This is a genomic window from Mesorhizobium sp. P2_E6, from assembly GCF_056403835.1.
The window spans coordinates 71,251-87,523 of record NZ_JBFUEQ010000007.1; the positions used below are offsets into that span (position 1 = coordinate 71,251).

The 16,273-nt window shown below is 62.8% G+C and carries 11 protein-coding genes; 5 read left to right on the forward strand and 6 right to left on the reverse strand.

Annotated elements, in window-relative coordinates; all coding sequences use genetic code 11:
- The first annotated feature begins 29 nt into the window (after positions 1-29).
- The 3 genes from AC1D08_RS18665 to mgrA all read left to right on the forward strand — a co-directional run bounded on the left by AC1D08_RS18665 (position 30) and on the right by mgrA (position 3,097).
- Entirely contained in the window at positions 30-776 is a 747-nt protein-coding gene (locus AC1D08_RS18665) for a sugar phosphate isomerase/epimerase family protein (protein WP_457153345.1), read from the forward strand.
- 11 nt (positions 777-787) lie between these two features.
- A complete protein-coding gene (locus AC1D08_RS18670; RefSeq protein ID WP_457153346.1) occupies positions 788-1,930 on the forward strand; it encodes a Gfo/Idh/MocA family protein in 1,143 nt (380 codons plus the stop codon).
- A gap of 120 nt (positions 1,931-2,050) precedes the next feature.
- Positions 2,051-3,097 carry an L-glyceraldehyde 3-phosphate reductase gene (gene mgrA, locus AC1D08_RS18675; RefSeq protein WP_457153347.1) on the forward strand — a complete coding sequence of 349 codons (1,047 nt, stop codon included), beginning with the start codon at positions 2,051-2,053 and terminating at the stop codon, positions 3,095-3,097.
- A gap of 73 nt (positions 3,098-3,170) precedes the next feature.
- Here the strand turns inward: mgrA and AC1D08_RS18680 are convergent, their stop codons facing one another.
- Positions 3,171-4,265 (reverse strand): S1 family serine peptidase, encoded by a 1,095-nt coding sequence (locus tag AC1D08_RS18680; RefSeq protein ID WP_457153348.1) that lies wholly within the window; start codon positions 4,263-4,265, stop codon positions 3,171-3,173.
- A 348-nt stretch (positions 4,266-4,613) separates the two neighbouring features.
- On the opposite strand from AC1D08_RS18680, the gene AC1D08_RS18685 reads away from it, so the two are divergent.
- Together AC1D08_RS18685 and AC1D08_RS18690 are read left to right on the forward strand one after the other, a co-directional pair.
- Positions 4,614-5,708: a trypsin-like serine peptidase gene (locus AC1D08_RS18685; protein ID WP_477227878.1), complete on the forward strand. Its 1,095-nt coding sequence runs from the start codon at positions 4,614-4,616 to the stop codon at positions 5,706-5,708.
- A 155-nt stretch (positions 5,709-5,863) separates the two neighbouring features.
- A complete protein-coding gene (locus AC1D08_RS18690) occupies positions 5,864-7,696 on the forward strand; it encodes an MORN repeat-containing protein (RefSeq protein ID WP_477423728.1) in 1,833 nt (610 codons plus the stop codon).
- 174 nt (positions 7,697-7,870) lie between these two features.
- On the opposite strand, the gene amrB is transcribed toward AC1D08_RS18690, so the two are convergent.
- From amrB to AC1D08_RS18715, 5 genes are all read right to left on the reverse strand, one after another.
- Entirely contained in the window at positions 7,871-9,535 is a 1,665-nt protein-coding gene (gene amrB, locus AC1D08_RS18695) for an AmmeMemoRadiSam system protein B (RefSeq protein WP_457152398.1), read from the reverse strand.
- Positions 9,536-9,588: 53 nt separating this feature from the next.
- A complete protein-coding gene (locus AC1D08_RS18700) occupies positions 9,589-12,615 on the reverse strand; it encodes a caspase family protein (protein WP_477423730.1) in 3,027 nt (1,008 codons plus the stop codon).
- A 2-nt stretch (positions 12,616-12,617) separates the two neighbouring features.
- Positions 12,618-13,328 carry a DUF4760 domain-containing protein gene (locus AC1D08_RS18705; RefSeq protein ID WP_457152400.1) on the reverse strand — a complete coding sequence of 237 codons (711 nt, stop codon included), beginning with the start codon at positions 13,326-13,328 and terminating at the stop codon, positions 12,618-12,620.
- Positions 13,325-13,744, reverse strand: coding sequence for a hypothetical protein (locus AC1D08_RS18710; protein ID WP_457152401.1), 420 nt, complete (start codon positions 13,742-13,744; stop codon positions 13,325-13,327). Before AC1D08_RS18710 ends, AC1D08_RS18705 begins: the two co-directional genes overlap by 4 nt.
- Positions 13,745-13,817: 73 nt before the next feature.
- Positions 13,818-16,022 (reverse strand): caspase family protein, encoded by a 2,205-nt coding sequence (locus AC1D08_RS18715; RefSeq protein ID WP_477423732.1) that lies wholly within the window; start codon positions 16,020-16,022, stop codon positions 13,818-13,820.
- Positions 16,023-16,273 lie beyond the last annotated feature (251 nt).

Sequence of the window (16,273 nt, forward strand, 5' to 3'; positions counted from 1 at the left end):
CTCCTCCCCAAGCAGAACGGACAGAGACGATGAACTGGTCATTCCAACTTTACAGCGCCCGCAATTTCCAACCCTGGGAAGGCGTCCTCGAGACGCTCGGCAAGGTCGGTTACACCCAGGTCGAAGGCTTCGGCGGCGTCTATGATGATCCCAAGGCCTTTCGCGCCGAACTCGACAAGAACGGGCTCGCCATGCCGACCGGGCATTTCTCGATCGACGCGCTCGAGAACGATTTCGACGGCGTGCGCAAAATTGCCGACACACTCGGCATCACGCTGCTCATCTGTCCTTTTCTGATGCCCGACCAGCGCCCATCCGATGCCGCCGGCTGGCGCGGCTTCGGCGAGCGTCTGGCAAAGGTTGGCGACGCCGCGAAAAGGGCCGGCTACGGCTTTGCCTGGCACAACCATGATTTCGAGTTCAAGAAACTTGCCGACGGCTCGGTGCCGCAGGAGCTTATCCTCGCGGCAGCGCCGGACATCGGGTGGGAAATCGACGTCGCCTGGGTGGTGCGCGGCGGCGACGATCCGCTGGCGTGGATCGACAAATACGGCAAGCGCATCAGCGCCGTCCACGTCAAGGACATGGCCAAGCCCGGCGAGGGGCTGGACGAGGATGGCTGGTCGGATGTCGGCCACGGCACGATCGACTGGGCCGGCCTGATCAAGGTGCTGCGCGCCAAGAGTGCCGCCCAATACTACGTCATGGAACAGGACAACCCGAACGACATCGAGCGCTTCGCCCGCCGCTCGATCGCAGCCGTCAAGACCTACTAGGAGCAATCAGCATGGCAAAGAAACTTGGCATCGGCGTCATCGGCTGCGGCAACATCTCGAAGGCGTATTTTTCGCTGGCGCCGCTGTTTCGCGGCATCGAGATGCGTGCCTGCGCCGACATCAACATGGAGACAGCGAAGGCGCGGGCAAAGGAGTTCAAGCTGCGCGCCGAGACCGTCGACGACCTGCTCGAGGCCGACGACATCGACATCATCGTCAACCTGACCATCCCGGCGGTGCACTACGAGGTGTCGAAGCAGGCTCTGGACGCGGGCAAGCACGTCTATTCGGAAAAGCCCTTCGTGCTGTCGGTCAAGGAAGGGCTCGACCTGAAGAAACGCGCCGAGGCGAAAGGCCTGCGCATCGGTTCGGCGCCCGACACGTTCCTCGGCGGCGCGCATCAGCTGGTCCGCGACCTGATCGACACCGGCAAGCTCGGCAAGATCACCAGCGGTACCTGCCACGTCATGGGCCACGGCATGGAGCACTGGCACCCCAATCCGGACTTCTTCTTCCAGCCCGGCGCGGGACCGGTGCTCGACATCGGGCCGTACTACATCACCAATCTGATCCAGCTGATCGGGCCGGTGAAGCAGGTGGCGGCCTTCGCGTCGACACCCGCCAAGGAACGCACCATCAGTTCGAAGCCGCGCGCAGGCGAAAAGATCCCGGTCAACACGCCGACGACCATCCACGGCCTGCTGGAGTTCGAGAACGGAGCCGTGGTGACGCTGAACACCAGTTGGGACGTCTGGGCGCATGGCCACGCGCCGATGGAACTCTATGGCGAGGCGGGCACAGTGTTCGTGCCGGATCCGAATTTCTTCGGCGGCGACGTGCGCTTCACCGAAGACAGCAAACCGGTCAAGAAGCTGCCGAAATGGAAGCACCCGTTCGGCGTTCCCAACGAGATGCATTCGCAAGGCATGATGGCCAACTACCGCACGGCCGGCCTCGCCGACATGGCGGTGGCGATCGCGGAAGGCAGGCCGCACCGCTGCTCGATGGAACTGGCGCTGCATGCCGTCGACGTGATGACTGGGCTGTTGCGCTCAGGCGAAACCGGCAAGTTCGTCGCCATGCAGACCAGTTGCGAACGGCCGGCCGCACTTGGCGTCAAGGAAGCCAAGGCGCTGTTGGCGAAGAAGAAGTAGACCAGGCACTCAACCCTCTCCCCGTTCCGTCAGGGAGAGGGTAAGGGTGGGGGGCAGAGCCGACTCGCCGTGCTGTCGCGATGGCAGCCGACTGGCTCGCTTCCATTTGAGGATTTTCCCATGCCCTACATCCCCGCCGAAAACCGCTACGAGAACATGATCTACAACCGCTGTGGTCGCTCCGGCCTGAAGCTGCCGGCGATCTCGCTGGGGCTGTGGCACAATTTCGGCAATGACACACCGCACAAGACCAAGCAGGCGATCGTGCGCCGGGCTTTCGACCTTGGCATCACGCATTTCGACCTCGCCAACAATTACGGTCCGCCGCCCGGCTCGGCCGAGACCGCTTTCGGCGAAATCCTGCGCACCGACTTCGCCGGTTACCGCGACGAGCTGATCATCTCGACCAAGGCCGGTTACGAGATGTGGGCCGGTCCCTACGGCGAATGGGGCGGGCGCAAGTACATGCTGGCCAGCCTCGACCAGAGCCTGAAGCGGATGGGTCTCGACTATGTCGACATCTTCTATTCGCACCGCTTCGATCCCGATACGCCGCTGGAAGAAACGATGGGCGCACTTGACCATGCGGTGCGCTCGGGCAAGGCGCTCTATGCCGGCATCTCGTCCTACAATTCGCAGCGCACGCGCGAGGCCGCCGATATTTTGAAGCAGCTTGGCACGCCTTGCGTCATCCATCAGCCGAGCTATTCGATGCTCAACCGCTGGGTGGAGGAAGACGGCCTGCTCGATACGCTCGAAGGGCTCGGCGTCGGCTCCATCGTGTTCTCGCCACTGGCGCAAGGCATGCTGACCGACAAATATCTCGGTGGCATTCCCGAAGGCAGCCGCGCCTCCCAGGGCAAGTCGCTGAAGACAGCCTTCATCAACGACAGGACCATCGCCAACATCAAGGCGCTCGATGCCATCGCCGGCAAGCGTGGCCAGACACTGGCGCAGATGGCGCTGGCCTGGGTGCTGCGCAAGGGCAAGGTGACCTCGGCGCTGATCGGTGCCAGCCGGCCGGAACAGGTCGAGGACTGCGTTGGCGCGCTCAAGGTGCTTGACTTCAGCGATGCCGAACTCGCCGAGATCGATAGCTATGCGCGCGAGTCCGACATCAATTTGTGGGCGGCTTCAGCCGAGCGCAAAGGTCCACCGAGAAAGTAAGCTCGGTAAGCCGGCAAATAAAAACGGCGGGACCTCTCCCGCCGTTTTTCATGTGAGGCGAATTGCCTTCGCTTCAGGGCGTGGCTGGTTTCTGGGCGGTGCCTAGCCCTGCCTTGGGCTTTGCCGGCGCCGGCGCTGGCGTTTTCATTTTCGTCTCGATCCAGCCGGTGTAGTTGGCCAGCCGTGTGTAGATGCCGTACGCGTCCTTGTGGCCGCAGGCCGCACTTCCGTCCGCCGGACCTTCGCCCCAGCTGACGACGCCGACCTGGACCGGACCGTCGGCGCCGGTCATGAACAGCGGACCGCCGCTGTCGCCGTTGCAGGCATCGCGCACGCCGCTGGTGGTGCCGGCGCAGATCATGTTGCCGGTCAGCGGGTCTGTCATGTCGGCGGCAATCGCATTGGCGGCAGCGTCGATGCCTTTTTCCGAATAACGCATGCGGTGGGACAGATCGCCAAGTGCGGCCTTCAGATCATGCGCATAGATGGCCTTGATGCCGCTGTTGCAGGCGGTGTTCGGCTGCAGGTCGAGGTCGGCAACCATCAGCGTGGTCGGAAAGGTGCCATCCTGCATCTTGCCCCAGCCGGTGACAGTGGTTTTGCCGGTGTCGGGTGTGGCGTCATGGGTGACCTTGATGGTCGGCGCATCGGCCGGCTCTGCAAGCCGCAACAGGCCGAGGTCGTTGTCGAGCGTCTGCTCGCTGTAACCCTCGTTGACGATGACCTCTACCACCTTGTGGCGCTTGCCCTCGCTGAGATCGGTGGCGCCGGTCAGCACGGTGACCGCGTCGGGCGAAATCGGCTGGCCCTTGTCGTTGAGGCAGTGGGCCGCCGTCAGCACCCATTGCGGCGCGATCAGGCTGCCGCCGCAAAATTGTGCATTGGCCTGCGAGGCCGGGTTCTCGTCCAGCCTGTCGGTGGTGAGCAGCGCGACCTGAAACGGATAGGCACCCTTTTCGGCCTGGTTGCCGCCATAGACACGATCGGCGCCGTCGGGATTTTCCGCCGCAGCCTTGGCCTTGGCATCCGCAACGCGTTTCATCGGCGAGACCGCCGCTTCGGGCCTGGCGGTGTCATCCGCCTGGCTGGCGCTGACGGTTGCAAGAGCCGAGGCGATGGCGAGCGCCGACGCGGCGACGATCGGCCTGAACCGATGGATGATGTGCACCTGAGATCCTCCTGAGACACGTTCCCGAACGAGCCACTCCGGCGCATGATCAGCGAAACAGTCGCCAGCAAACCGGCGTCGCTTCGCGGATCGCGTTCCCGTGCGGAACCCGTTCAAAACCCTATAGCCCCCCACGGGCTACGTGGAAGCGATTTGTCATTCCAATGTTGTATTAATTTAGGCAGTATACCGGCGCGGGTGTCTTTGGCGGGGGCCTTCGACAGACCGCGTGGGGTGATGATCAGGTTCAGGCGCCGGTAACCAAACTCATTTTTCGGCTTCACCACGATCTCGACAATATTTCTGTATTTTGATCAAGTCCTTGCTGACTTTTGGGAGAGTCTCACCATGACAAAACTGACAAACGCTATCATTGCGTCCGCATTGCTTTCAACTGCAATGTGGACGGTCCCGGTTTTCGCCGCCGATCCTGGCTCCGCCAGTGCCGGTAATGGCGAAAGCATGCGGGACGTAACTTCAGGCGACTATAAGCCCGGGCGGGCAAAACCAATCGCGTCGCCGAAGCTGACTGACGAAGACAGCCGCGCCGCGCCGCTTGCTGACGAGGCAACGGCTGTCAAATCCTATGGCATCGTCGGACGTTCCGCCGATGGCAAGGAGATCAAGATCGAGCCGAGCGAAGCGTTGCGGGATCTGATCATCAAGGAACTGAATGCGCCGGCCAATGGAAAAGACGGGGCGCAGCGCAAGACCGAAGATCCTGACCTTGGCGAAGGCGAAGCCGGCCGTCAGGTTTTCGGCACCGACGACCGTGAGCAGGTCAAGAACACCAAGACCTATCCGTTCTCGGCAATCGGCTATCTCGAAGCCAAATCGCCGAAGACGGGCAACTATGGCAGCTGCTCGGCAACGCTGATCGGCCCGCGCACGGTGCTTACCGCGGCGCACTGCCTCTACAGCCACGAGGACAAGGACTGGCTCTCCGAATATCTGTTCGTGCCGGGCCTCAACGGCAGCACAGCCGACGACGCACCGTTCGGCGCCTTCACCTATGAGAGCGCCTACGTGCTGCAGGGCTTCATCGACAACTACCAGGGCTATTATGGTTCGGTCATCCCGTGGGATCTCGGCATCATCACGCTGAAGCAGGATGTCGGCACCAACCTCGGCTGGCTGGGCTACGCCAACTATGACGATCTCGGCGACTTCACCGCCAACCTCGTCGGCTACCCCGGCGACAAGCCGATGGGCACGATGTGGAAGGCGAACTGCGAAGTGCATGCCGAAAACATCGCTCCGGAATATTTCCAGTATGACTGCGATACGTTCCCGGGGTCGAGCGGCAGCTCGGTCTATGCCTATGACAACAACTCCAAGCAGCGCATCATCACCGGTGTCAACGTGGCCGAAAGCCCCGACGCGAACACCGCCGTGCGCCTGAACGCGGCCAACATCCAGTGGATCAACAGCCTGTACAAATAATCGCTACGCAATCACCGTGAAGACAAAGGGCGGCGGGGCAATCCCGCCGCCCTTTTTTCATGCCGATGCTTCCCATGCGGCTTCTCTTGCACGAGGCCGGCTCGCCGACTACGCTTCAAAGGGCCAAGGGGTTGGCATCCAAAGGGGCTCAAGGGATGGCGCGGACTAGGGCAGTGTTCGGTATCGCGGCCGCATCGATGCTGGCCGCGCTGACATTATCACCGGCCTACGCCGATCCGGCGACCGGTCCTGCCGGTGGCGCCTGGGCTGAACGGGTGCAGATCCTCTACCAGGCAGACACGCGCTCGGTGCTGCGCAGGACGGTCCGGGTTTGGGATTTCCATCCGGAGAAGAATCTCGATTTCGTCTGGGAGCCGGCGGCCGGCCAGTCGCCCGACCTGACGATCACTGAGAACGGCACCATCAACGGCAAAGGCAGGCTCGTGTGGCGGGTGCGTGGCTCGGCGAGCTATGATCCCAAAACCATCTATTCCAGCTATTTCGGTGACATCCGCAATGGCCGGCCCGACGGGCAAGGCCGGCTCGAGCTGCGCTCGGGCGAGGTTTTCGATGGGCATTGGCGTGTCGGGCAACTCGACGGGACGGGTATTCATGTCGACGCCGACGGCAACCGCTATGAGGGGCAGTTCGTCGCCGGCGCGCCGAATGGCGAGGGGCGACTGCTGTCAAGGACCGGCGAGATTTTTGCCGGCTCATTTGTCGACGGGTTGAAGAACGGCAAGGGCCGCACGCGGCTTGCCGGAGGCACAATCTACGAGTCGCAATGGGCGATGGGCAAGGAGGTCGGCGGAATGCGTCCCGACGTGCTGGCCGATGCCAGGGTCGGCGGGCTGCTCAAGGCGCAGACCGGTGGCGGCGATGCCGACAAGGTCGAGATCGGCGTTGCGGTCGACCAGCGCATGACCCAGCAGTCCGATATGCAGTACCAGCATCTGGTGCGCGACGAGGATATCGCGATCTATCCGCTGTCGGACCAGTACAATGACAGCTGGAACGGCACCGGCCAGGTCACCACCAGCAATGTCTATGAAGGTATGAACTGGGAGGAGGCGCCGGCCTTTGCCGAGGTCGACCTGAAGACGTCAGACCAGTCCAGGGTCAAGCTCGACAGTCTGGAAATGAAGGTCGCCGCCAGTGATGCCTATCGCAAGCCGATGCTGTCGATATCGGAGCATTTCGGCTGCGTCGGCTTCCGTCCGGATTTCTCGATCATCAACAATGGTTGGGGCGAGCCCAAGGACATGAAGATGTCGATCCAGTTCACCACGGTCGACGACGAAGGCAATCCGACAGGTGATCCCAGCCGCATGTTCAGCAAGGATGTCGGCAGTTTCGGCGAGGGCGTCGACGTGTCGATCAAGAGCGTGCTCGCAGAGGCTGGCGTCGACACGGCCAGCCTGGAGACGGGGCGGTTTCCCTGTCCTTCTGTCGATAGTCTCAACGTCTGCCGCAGCCAGCTCACCAACAAGATCAAGTTCGGCGAGGTCGCCGATTATCTCGGCACCATGCAACAGGCGATGACGCTGAATGCGATCGGCAAGTTCGACTATTCCTGGTCGGACGACGAGGGTCATGTCTACCAGCAGAGCGAGCCGTTCCGCACCTCTATCACCATGGCTGTTTTCGAGACGCCGGAAGCGATGGCCGAATGCGGCGATGGCGGCGGCGGCACGCCGGAAGCGATGCGCTACCAGAACATCGAGTTCCCGATCGGCAAGCATGATTACACCATCGCCATGCCGGTGCGCGGCAACAAGAAGATCAGCGCCTACACGGCGCGGCTGAAGATGTGGTCGTCGATGTCGTCGATCCATAGCTTCAGCATCGCCGCGCATTTTGCCGATGGCAGCGTGCGCGAGAGCAAGCCGGTCACCTTCTTCTATTTTCGGCCGAAGCAGTCGCTGTTCGAGACCAAGACCGAGCCGGCGGCCTGCTATCTGCCGCGCGATATGGTCGGCTGCGGTTAGGGTGTATTGATATTCAGGTGATGCCGGCCTGCAAACGGCAGTTTCCTGCGCTTCCGGTGCTCACGTACTTTAAGTACGCTCCGCTCCGGTTCTCGGAACCTACCTTGTTTGGTCGCTTCGCGCCCGTCTTCGACTCCGGCTCGGCCTGACCTGAATCTCAACACCCTGGCGCGCCTATTTGCGGCCCATCTCGAAATAGTTGGGCAGCGGCAAAAGCCTCGTGAACATCGTGCCCTGGGCGAAGACGCGCAGTTCCAGCATCGATCCCGACGACCGCTCGGCGCTCTGGTCGAAGAGGAAATTGCCGAGCGAATAGATCTCCGCAACATCGCCGCCGGCAAGCGGAACGATGGCCTCGCTCGATACATGCGGATGGCCGCCGACGATGACCGATGCGCCACGCAGCCGCATCTGGTCGGCAAGCATCTCCTCGCGCGCCGACGGTTCGGTCTCGTACTCGCGGCCCCAGTGGACGAAGGCGACGACCGGCCGCTCGGCGTTTTCGTGCAGCAGCCGATCAAGCAGGGCAGGCGTCAGCAGATCGGTGTTCTTCGAGCCGTTGGTGTCGATGTCGGTCAGGCCGACAAGGTCGAGATCGGCAAGCGCCAGCGTCTCACCCTGGCCGAAATGCGGGATGCCGGCTTCGTTCAGCGCGCGCAGCGTCTCGGCATAGCCTGACGGGCCGAGATCATAGGCATGATTGTTGGCGAGCCCGACACCGGCGACATGCAGCCTCTTCAGCATGTCGACGGCCAGGTCTTGCGGCATCGCCAGCGTCATGTCGTCGATCGCTTCCGGCACGTTGGGCAGGATGACGCCTTCGAGGTTGACGATCAGCGGCCGTGAACCGGTGAGCGCCAGGACGCTGTCAACGATCCGGTCGGCAACACCGTCGCGGACCAGTATCTTCTTCATGGCACGGCCGAAATTCACGTCGCCGGCCAGATAGTAGATCCTGTCCTTCGGCCGTGCCGGGTTGTTGAAACCGGGAGCGAAGGCACCGAACAGCGCCACGACATAGCTGGTGGTCCGCTCGACATAGTCCGGCGTGTGTTCCTGCGAATTCTCGTTGGCGACGACCAGCGGCTGGGCGCCGAACAGTTCGCGCTGCAGCCTGGTCTGGATGTAGAGCGCGCCGACGGAATCGGCGTGAGCGGGCTGGCGAAGCGCCGCTATGCCGTCGAGCGACCCGGCGGCCAGCATGTTCAGCGTCTGCTGGTCGAAGCGCCGTGCGTCGTGCTGCGGCAGATAGTGCGAGAAGTCGGTGGATTCGACGATCAGCGTGTCTTGGTCGACGATCGGCTTCAGGGCCTCGGCCAGCCTGTCCCAGTCGCCGCGCCGCGCCTTGACCGACATCGCCACGGGCACGATTTTCGCCTCGGGGAAGTAGTGGTGCAGGAAAGGCAGCATCGCGCGCACGCCATGTTCCTTGTCGAACAGGCAGGACTCCTCGACCATGTCGCCGTGCGTTTCGAGCTGGCGTACTGCTTGGACGTCGGCGGCGACCGGGCCAAGCACGGTATCGAAGCCGCGTACCGAGGTGGCGTACAGTTTGCGCGTCTTGTGGAAATGGTCTGGCGACAGGATGACGATGCGCTTGTAGCGGAAGCCGGACGCCGCCCGGAACCCCAGCGCTACCAGGTCCGCGGCCAGGAGATGATGCGGGACGGTGATGCCGGTCAGCCGCTGGTTCGATGGCTCGATATCGGCCACCTTTGCGATGGCATCCTTGAACAGTTTGGCGTCATCGTAGAAGGGCGGAAAGTTGTCAGCGCCGGGCGGGCAAATTACGGGCGCGGCAACGGCGTGAAAGAGTGGGGTAAAGAGGCAGAATAGCATTGCTGCGATTGCCGGCCACAGTCGCGCGAGGGGGGTGTCTTGGCGCAGTCCCCTCATGGCTCGGCGAGCACGATGTTCTCCACGCCGCCGACATAGTAGAACGGCTTCTGCTTCGATGATGTCAGCCGCACCACCTCGCGTGAAATGTAGTCGGCAAGGCCGAACAGCGTGACGCCGCCGTCCGACGTCCTGGCCTTGCCGCGCAGGCCTTCGAGGATCGAATAGGTGAAGACGCCGTGTCCGAGTTCGGGCAGTTCGGCGGCGGTGTTGTTGGCTGCGGTGGCCGAAAACACGACGATGCGCGCATCCTGCGCGTCCTTTTCCAGGCGCGGGTTGAAGGCGTTGGCGGCATGGCAGGTGTCGAGCAGCATGAAGCGCATGCCCTTGGCCCGCTCGACCGATTTCTGGATGTCCGACCAGTCGACAAGCGAGGAGCGCTTCCAGCGCTCGGCATCCTGTTTGCGGCCGTCGGTCGGGATGAAATAATAGTCCTCGTCGATGTTGATGCCGTGGCCGGCGACGAAGATGATCGTGGTGTCGTGCTCGCCCGGTCTGTCGAGGAAATCGGCGAGCTGGTCGTCGATCGTGTCGGAGTCGGGCTCCATGATGCCGTCAGCGCTGGCGATTGAATAAGTCTGCTTGGCCTTGTCGGGGGCCTCATCGAGCGCTTCACGGTTGACCAGAACCAGCGTCTCCATCGATGAGAACAGCGGCGCCGATTTCTGCGCAATCACCTTGAGGAATTCGGTGGCATCATCGACGGGGTAGCGCAGGTCGCAGGCGTGGCCCGAACAGGCGTCGTTCAGGAACGGATATTTGTCGACGCCGATGACCGCGACATAGAGCTTGCCTTTGGCCTCGGACTTCTCGGTCTTCCTTGCCAGAGCCGTTACGCTGCGTTCGGTCAGATAACCGAATTCGTTGGTGCCGGTGATGCGGATGGTGTTTTCGCCATTCTCGACCGGTATCTCGACGATGGTGTTGTCGCCGTCCACCGAGCGGGCGGTGACGTCGCCGACATTGCGGCTGTTCGACAGGATCGAGAAGCCGGCGACATCGGTCCCGGCTTGCCCCGCACCGGTGATCTCGACAGCGACATAACCGTCACGCACCTTGCTCTGGTCGGTGGCGAGGCGGATGTCGAATTCCGGTGGCTTGCGCTGCAGCAGTTTCTGGAGTTCGTTGTCGACGCTTGGCCGCATCTCCTTGACCGCCTGTTTGGCGCTGCGCAGGATGATCGCGCGGCGAACCATCTCCGGGCTCCAGAGATATTTCTTCAATTGGCCGGCGCGGATGAAGCGGCCTTCATGGTCGCGGCCCTGGTTGACCTGCCAGCCGATCAGCTTGTCGCCTTCATCGGAGGAATAGTAGTAGCCCTGCGGCATCCAGGCGATCCATTGCGAGCCGGCGAAGAACATCGAGACGATCAGCTCGTGCGTCTTCAGATTCCAGAGCCTGAGCGTCTGGTCGGCGCTGCCGGTGACCAGCAGGCCCGCTTTTTCCGAAGCGACCATGGCATTGATTTCGCCGGTATGGCCGGTGAATTCGCCCGACACTCTCGCTGTCGGCGTCCTGTATTCGAGCAGCGTGCCGTCATTGCCGCCGGTGATCAGGCCAAGGCCGTTGTCGATCAGGGTGAAGGCCGAATGGACAAAGCCATTGGTGGCATCGTTCTCGATGCTGCGCACCATCTTGCCGCCATTGGCGATCTCCAGCACCGCGTTTTCCAACGCGTCCTTGCCTCCCTCCCTGGCGCGCAGCGACCACTGGCCGTCTGTCAACGCGGCGCGGGCAAACGAGCCCGGCTCCGCCAGCGGCTGCGGGTCGTCGAAGAATCGCTCGGTGGTCGGCAGCACCAGCCTGTTGTCCAGTTCGCCTTGTTCCTCCGGACAGGACACGCGCTGGGGGCAAGGGTTGGCATTGCCCCAGGCGATGACGTCATTCGCTGCGTCGATGCCGACGGCGGTCACCGGCTCACCCACCCCCTGCAGCAGGGCCTTGCGCTCGCCAGTCGTGGGATCCCAGACCTGGATGGCGTTGCGCGTGCCGCCGGCGGTTGCCACCAGCGAGCCATCGGCATTGGCGGTGCTGGCATAGACCGTGCCGTCATGGCCGGTATAGTCGAGCACCTTCTCGCCGGTGTCGGTGTTCCAGACGACGGAGCGATGCTTGTCGGCGCAGCGATAGCCGCAGGAGGCGACCAGCCGCGACCCCTTGGCAAAGGTCAGCGAGCCGATGAGGAAATCCTGCTTCGGCATGGCGCGCACCAGCGTGCCGTCGTCTGCGTGCCAGAGCTGGACCTGCCCGTCCTTGCTGCCGGTGGCAAACAGGCTGCCATCCGGCGAGACGGCCAATGCCATGACACTGATATCCCGCAACGGTTCGGCCTCGGCCGGCAAGGCGATCTCCTCGCCCTTTGCGACGTCCCAGAGCCGGATGCCGTTGTCGGTGGTGGTCGCCGCCAGCCTAGTCCCCGCGGCAGCGAAGGCGAGCTTGTCGATGTGCCAGGAATCGGCATCGAGCTTCTTGTCCAGCGTCCACCCGGTCGCGGATTTGTCGTCCAGCCGCCAGAGATAGACGACGCCGTCGGCGCCACCGGCAGCCAGGGTTTTGCCGTCGGGAGAGAAAGCGAGGTCGTAGGTTGCGTAGTCGGCGGCCTTGAGCACCGCCTTCATCTTGCCGGTGGCAAAGTCGAACAGCCGGATGTCGCCATAGGGTGGCCTGTCGCCGAGGCTGGCGCCGAAATAGCCGCCGGCGGCAATCGTCTTGCCATCCGGCGAGACCGAGACCGCGAAGATCTTGCCGTCGCTGCCATTGCCGAGATAGCCGCGAATTGTGCGCAGCGTCACCCCGCTCTGCCAGTCCCAGATGCGGATGGTCTTGTCGTTCGATGCCGAGACGATGTCGTCGCCGTCGGGCGTGAAGGTGAGGTCGGTGACCTGTGCACTATGACCGCCGGTGTCGAGATCGAGGTGGAAGTCAGCCGCCTCTTCGGCGTTAGCAGCCGATGCGACAGCAAGCGCACCGGCCATGGCGAGCCAGCAGCAGGCACGCAGGAGGCGGCGGGCTGCTCCTCCCATCGCTATTTGACTTCGCCCGCGGGTTGCCGATTGCGCACATAAGCCTCGATCGCCGTGGCGAAAGTCGGTGAACCCGCCTTGCGCTGTTTGTCGACATAGCCGGCAAAATAACTCCAGAACGAGACGGCATAGTCGCGGAAATAAGCGTCGGTCACTTTGCGCGAACACAGATCGCCGTCGATGCAGAACGACAGGCGGTTGAGGAAATAGACGATGCGGTCGAAGTTTTCGCTGAAATCGGCGAGTGGCATGTCGCCACCGCTGGCGGTCATCGCCTCGATGCCGATCCGCTGCCGGAACACCTGCTCCTCGGTCGGCGAGGGGTTGGCGCTGAGCAGATTGTCATATTTGGCATTGAGGGCCGCAAGACGATCTTTCAGCGCGCGTTGCGCCTGCTGATAGTCTTTGGTTTCCCAGAGCTCAACCAGCGACATGGTCTGCTCGACGCGCTTCTGCTCCTGGTTGGCGAGGAACTGGTAGATCGAAAACATCAAGGTGAAGATGATGGCCAGACGCACCAGCAGGCCCGACCAGGCATAGACCAGCATGCGCCAGTCGCGGTCGGTGAACGGGTTCGCTTCCTTCTTGATCTCGTGGCTGCTCGGCCAGGGAAACCCCTCGGTGGTTTCCGGCAAAGCCGGCTTCGTGGCTGGCGCCTTTGCGGTGGCGGCGGCAGCTGCCGTTTGCCTGGTGTTGGCCGCCGGCTTTTTCATTGGCAGCTGTCCAGTTCGATGACGGCGGAGGGATCCAGCACGATGCCGGGCGCCTCCAGCTTCTTTTTCAAACATTCCAGCTGCAGGCGCGAAATCATGAACTGCACATCGGGCTCCGCCGCCCCCTTGTTCGGTGATGGCAGCGCCTCGACCACGCCCCGCGAGGCGCAGTTGCTGAGATCGACGACAACCGCTCCGTTGCCGCTTTTGGCGATCTGGTCATACTGATCGAGAAAACAGGTTGCCAGTTCAGAGTTGGTGACGATCTGATTGACACAAAGGCCGCAGGCCTCGTCCGCCGAAGCATTGGCGATCAGCAACAGGCTGCCGGCAAGGCCGGCCACCGATCCACGCCAGGAAAACATATATTTCTTCACAATCGATCCTATCCGCTTCGTCAGGCCGTCATGCGCCATTGCGCCCGCCGGGAATGTTCTCATATCGCGCCGATCGCGCAAGAGCCGGTCCGGCCCTTGTGCCGGCATTCGGTCAGGCGCGTGGCACCGTTTCCATAGGGAAGATCATCACCGCGCCCTTCGGGCCGCTCTTGTCGGCGAGCCGCATCACCGAGCGGGTTGCCGGCGCCATGCCGATATCGGTCAGCATGTCGGAGAAGCTGGCAGGGCCCAGCCCGCGCGTCATGGACGCAACGCCGTCCTGCGCCAGGAAGCTCAGATCCTCCTTCTCGCTTTCCGGCGGCGCCTCGGTCAAAACCGCGATCATCCTTTCCATGCCGAAGCTGGTGTCGGTGAAGGCCAGCAGCCCCTCTTCGAGCGAGGCTTGCGGCGCCAGGCGCTCGGCGACGATGTGGGTGATCGAATAGTCGCTGCCGACATAGAGCACGTTGATGTCGACCAGCAGATCAGAGCTGTTCTTTGCCAACACATGCACTTCGTCGCCCGGGGAGACGCGAGGCACCACCGAAGCCTGCAACGGTTCGAGACCATCCTTGTCACGGCGTTTGACCTGGAACTGGACGTCGACGTCCTCCGGCTTGTAGTCGGATGCCGCCGCCAGCCGCGACAGCCCGGTGGCACGGAAGATGGTGCGCAGATTTCTGGTCGTGGCCTCGACCAGCTTTTTCCGGTCATCCATGTGAATGATGATCAGCGGCGGCTTGCTGCCGTCCTTCAAGGTCACGTCGCCCGAGGCCGGCAGGAACCACAGCGCCGGCTTGTCGGTCGCGTCCTTGGCAGCGCCGGCAACGGCATTCTCGCGCATCACCGCAAAGCGAAGCTCGGCGCTCTTGCCGGGGTTGACCAGTTCGATGTTGAAGCCAGTCTCCTTGGCCGTAGCCAACTCATCGAGAACCGAATTGACCAGAGCGGTTTCCTTCTCCAGTCCCTTGGTCGCCGCCGGCCGCGCCACGACGAGCTTGTAGTCGACCGCGATTTCGGCCACCCGCGCATAGGCGTTGGCCGGGATGTCGACCAGCTTGAGCGCCGGCTTTTTGTCGAATTCGACCGGCTTGACCCGGCTCTCCAGGTTCCTGGCTGACTGCACCTCGAGATAGCCGACAGCGTCAGAAAGCTGCGACAGCGCCGACGGCAGGATGGCGAGCTTGCTGCCGGGGGTGAGGCGATGCAGCAGACCGGCGCCGATCGTCGCGTCGCCGTCCTTGATGACAACAGGCCATTGCATGACCGCGTCCGTCTTGTCGGTGCCGAACACGCGCGCGTCGAGTTCGCCCTCGAACAGCGGTGTCGGGCGCGTGCGGCTGTCGGCCGAATATTGCTGCAGCACGGCCTGGCCGAGCTGGCGATAGGTGACGTTCGGGTTCTCAGCCAGTTTCGACAGGATGGTGAAGGTGAACAGGCCGAACCGGGGTGCATCCGTCGTGCCCTTGGGCAGCGGCATCTCCGGTGTCGTCTCCACCGTCTGCGCGGCATAGAAGGCGACCAGCTTGCCCTTGGTGATCGGTTCGCCGCCGGTCGGGGTCAGGTTGAAGGCGGGCTTGCGCCTGCCGTTGTCGTCGACGCCGCGCGAGCCGGCGGCGGATGTCACCTCGTCATAGGCCTTGATCGCCGCGGCCCGCTCGGCTTCGCTGCCGCCGACCAGGTCGGCGAACTCGACCTTGCGCTCCATCTCGTCATCGACTTCGACGGCGCGGGTCGCGGTGCCGGAATGGCAGCAGTCGAACACGACCCAGACGAAGGCGCCTTTGTTGCGGATGGCGTCGAGCGCAGCACCGATCTCGTTGTCGACCAGCGCATTCGGCACGCCCGCATCACGGTTGATCCATTTATCGATGTCGACGGGCAGGAAAATCTCGTCGAGCCCGTCGGTCTCGTCGCCCTTGACCCTCTCCGGCTGCTGGGCGCCGTGACCGGACAGGTGCAGATAGACGAAATCGTCGCGCTGCACCTTGGCGGCGAGGTCGGCCAGCGCGGCCTTGATCGCGGCATGGGTCGGCAAGCCATTTGCGCCTGGGACGTCCTTGGCCAGCAGCGTGACATTCTCGGGCGCGAACCGCACCGGGTCGGGCACGTTCTTCAACAGGTATTCGTGGACCAGGCCCGCATCGTTCTTCGGTCCGATCAGCCAGTTCCTCTGCGGCAGGTTCGGATATTCGGTACAGGCGACCAGCAGCGCATGGTAAGTGCGCGATGCTGCAATGGTCCTGAACGACACCATGCCAGCCATCGTCAGCGCGGACGTGCCGACCAGCAGCGTCCGCCGCGTCAATTTGATCATGATTGCTTCCCCAAGCCCGATCGAATTTCCCAAGCGCGGCAATCCTTGCCGAAGATTTTGTCAGTATTTTGAATGTTGCATCGCAGAGCAACCCGCCTGTTACCCCGCTCCGGTCGACGATAGGCTTTCTCGACAGCCTTCCGGCGCAGAGATGTTGTAAACAGTAGCAAAAATGGCTGTTCGTCGCTATCTGGATGGGTAGGGATCGTTTGCGCGCGGAAATGATGCGCGAGCGACGCAAGACAGGTTGG

Bases quoted from the DNA above. Each gene is read 5' to 3' on its own strand.
- AC1D08_RS18665 (WP_457153345.1), top strand. From the start codon at position 30: ATGAACTGGTCATTCCAACTTTACAGCGCCCGCAATTTCCAACCCTGG.
- AC1D08_RS18670 (WP_457153346.1), top strand. From the start codon at position 788: ATGGCAAAGAAACTTGGCATCGGCGTCATCGGCTGCGGCAACATCTCG.
- mgrA (WP_457153347.1), top strand. From the start codon at position 2,051: ATGCCCTACATCCCCGCCGAAAACCGCTACGAGAACATGATCTACAAC.
- AC1D08_RS18685 (WP_477227878.1), top strand. From the start codon at position 4,614: ATGACAAAACTGACAAACGCTATCATTGCGTCCGCATTGCTTTCAACT.
- AC1D08_RS18690 (WP_477423728.1), top strand. From the start codon at position 5,864: ATGGCGCGGACTAGGGCAGTGTTCGGTATCGCGGCCGCATCGATGCTG.
- amrB (WP_457152398.1), bottom strand. From the start codon at position 9,535: ATGCTATTCTGCCTCTTTACCCCACTCTTTCACGCCGTTGCCGCGCCC.
- AC1D08_RS18700 (WP_477423730.1), bottom strand. From the start codon at position 12,615: ATGGGAGGAGCAGCCCGCCGCCTCCTGCGTGCCTGCTGCTGGCTCGCC.
- AC1D08_RS18705 (WP_457152400.1), bottom strand. From the start codon at position 13,328: ATGAAAAAGCCGGCGGCCAACACCAGGCAAACGGCAGCTGCCGCCGCC.
- AC1D08_RS18710 (WP_457152401.1), bottom strand. From the start codon at position 13,744: ATGGCGCATGACGGCCTGACGAAGCGGATAGGATCGATTGTGAAGAAA.
- AC1D08_RS18715 (WP_477423732.1), bottom strand. From the start codon at position 16,022: ATGATCAAATTGACGCGGCGGACGCTGCTGGTCGGCACGTCCGCGCTG.